This window comes from Nocardia sp. JMUB6875 (assembly GCF_041154655.1).
Lineage (GTDB): Bacteria > Actinomycetota > Actinomycetes > Mycobacteriales > Mycobacteriaceae > Nocardia.
Genome location: NZ_BAAFGR010000370.1, coordinates 1 through 2,151 on the forward strand (window position 1 = coordinate 1; position 2,151 = coordinate 2,151).

A 2,151-nucleotide genomic window follows, 5' to 3' on the forward strand; every position below is an offset into this window, starting at 1 on the left:
GCCCTACCCCCAGGGCGCACCCCCGTCGTATCCGCCGGGACCCTATCCGCAGCAGTTCGGGCCCGGAGGCCAGCAGTACCAGCAATATCCGCAGTATCCCGGCGGCGGCTACGGCGCACCGCCCCCGCGATCCGGGACCCAGATCTTCTCGATCATCGGATTCATCTGCGCCGCCATCGCACTGCTGCTGTGTCCGCTGATCGGCCTCGCGGGCATCGTGCTCGGCATCGTCGGCAACAGCAAGGGCGAACCGCTGGGCAAGTGGGCCGCCATCGCCGCGGGCGTGTGCATGGTGATCGGCTTCGGAATCGGCCTTGCCGTCTACGGTTCCGGCATGATGAACAATAACTAGCCATGACCGCATTCACCGGATTCCCACTCGCCGGACTCGATTTCTACGAGGACCTGGAAGCCGATAACTCCAAGGCCTTCTGGAACTCTCACAAGCAGGTGTGGGAGGAGTCGGTGCGGGATCCGATGAAAGCCCTTGTCGCCGAGCTGGAACCGGACTTCGGCGAGGCCAAGATCTTTCGGCCGTACCGGGATGTGCGCTTCGCCAAGGACAAGTCGCCGTACAAGAATCACCAGGGCGCGGTGGTGTACAGCGCGCAGTACTCCGGGTGGTACGTGCAGATCGGGGCGGCGGGGCTGCGGGTGGCGGGCGGCATGTACGCCGCCTCGCCCGCGCAGCTGACCGCGCTGCGGGTGGCCATCGACGACGAGGTGCGCGGGGCCGAGCTGGAAGGGCTGATCGCGCAACTGGTCTCGGCCGGGTACAACATCGGCGGGGACAAGCTGGCGACCAAACCCAAGGGCTACGACATCGATCACCCGCGCATCGAGCTGCTCCGGCACAAATCCATTACCGCCGGACGGGATTTCGGTGCGCCCAAGTGGCTGAGCACTCCGCGCGCCGCCCGGGAGATCCGGGCGGCGTGGGAGCAGATGCGGCCGCTCATCGAATGGCTGGCGGCCGTCACCGACCAGAAGTAGCTACCGGCGTTCGGCCAGCACCAGGGCGAACCGGTGGTCGGGATCGGTCCAGATCCGCTCGGTGGTGAAACCGGCCGCGTCCAGCTCGCTTTCGAGCACTTCGCGCCGGAACTTGGCCGAGATCTCGGTGCGCAGCTGCTCACCCTCGGCGAATTCGACGGTCAGATCCAGCTCCCGGATGCGGACCGTCATCGCCTCCGTCGCCTCCAGCCGCATCTCGATCCACTCGTTCTCGGCATCCCAGATGGCGACGTGCGCGAACTTCTCCGGCTCGAAGTTCGCGCCCAGCCGGGCGTTGAGCACATGCAGCACATTGCGATTGAATTCGGCGGTGACTCCGGCGGCATCGTCGTAGGCGGGCACCAGCACCGCCGGATCGATCACCAGCCCAGCACCGAGCAGCAGCTGCTCCCCCGGCTCCAGGACATCCCTGATGCCACCGAGGAATTCGGCCCGCTCCGCGGGGACCAGGTTCCCGATGGTGCCGCCCAGGAAGGCGACCATGCGCCGCCCGCCGCCGGGCAGGTTCTCCAGCGTGGCGGTGAAGTCACTCACCACCCCGTGCACACTCAGCCCCGGAAACTCCGACGCCACCTCATCCGCCGCCATGCGCAACGCGGACACGGAAACATCCTGCGGCACATAACTCTTCAACGGACCCTCGGCCCGCATGGCATTGAGAATCAGCCGAGTCTTAGCCGCCGACCCCGCCCCGAGTTCGACCAGCACCTCGGCCTGCGCGATCCGAGCGATCTCCCCAACCACCCGCTCCAGCAACGCCCGCTCGGTCCGAGTCGGGTAATACTCCGGCAACTCGGTGATCTTCTCGAACAGCTCACTCCCGCGAGCGTCATAAAACCACTTCGGCGGCAACCACTTCGGCTCCGCCGTCAACCCGCGCCGCACATCCTCCCGCAGCGCGGTGGTCAAATCCTCATCGGTGAGGTGAATCTCCACCGTAGGTGTATTCATGAACCAGCCCTTCCGATCTCAATGTCCAGCGGCTCCACCGCAACCCGCCCGCCCCGCACGCGCACCAACTGCCGATCGGCAATCGGCGACCACCGCGGATCGTCATCAAACGGTTCCGAAGCCACCACAACGAACCCGTCGGCCTCCACAACCGACAAAGCGTGATGCCAAGTAGTCCCCCAAACC

Annotated in this window: 2 protein-coding genes and 2 pseudogenes; 2 read left to right on the plus strand and 2 right to left on the minus strand. The window is 66.0% G+C overall.

Annotated elements, in window-relative coordinates; genetic code table 11:
* A pseudogene (locus tag ACAM49_RS39920) lies at positions 1-352 on the plus strand (hypothetical protein); the annotation flags it as partial.
* A gap of 2 nt (positions 353-354) precedes the next feature.
* Entirely contained in the window at positions 355-993 is a 639-nt protein-coding gene (locus tag ACAM49_RS39925; protein WP_040812550.1) for a DUF2461 domain-containing protein, read from the plus strand.
* Here ACAM49_RS39925 and egtD read toward each other — a convergent pair whose 3' ends face one another.
* Together egtD and ACAM49_RS39935 are read right to left on the minus strand one after the other, a co-directional pair.
* Positions 994-1,965, minus strand: a complete 972-nt coding sequence (gene egtD, locus ACAM49_RS39930) for an L-histidine N(alpha)-methyltransferase (protein WP_369640701.1) — start codon at positions 1,963-1,965, stop codon at positions 994-996.
* A pseudogene (locus tag ACAM49_RS39935) lies at positions 1,962-2,151 on the minus strand (ergothioneine biosynthesis protein EgtC); the annotation flags it as partial. The pseudogene ACAM49_RS39935 and the gene egtD, both read right to left, overlap by 4 nt.

Coding starts and splice junctions, on each gene's coding strand:
- ACAM49_RS39925 (WP_040812550.1), top strand. CDS start 355: ATGACCGCATTCACCGGATTCCCACTCGCCGGACTCGATTTCTACGAG.
- egtD (WP_369640701.1), bottom strand. CDS start 1,965: ATGAATACACCTACGGTGGAGATTCACCTCACCGATGAGGATTTGACC.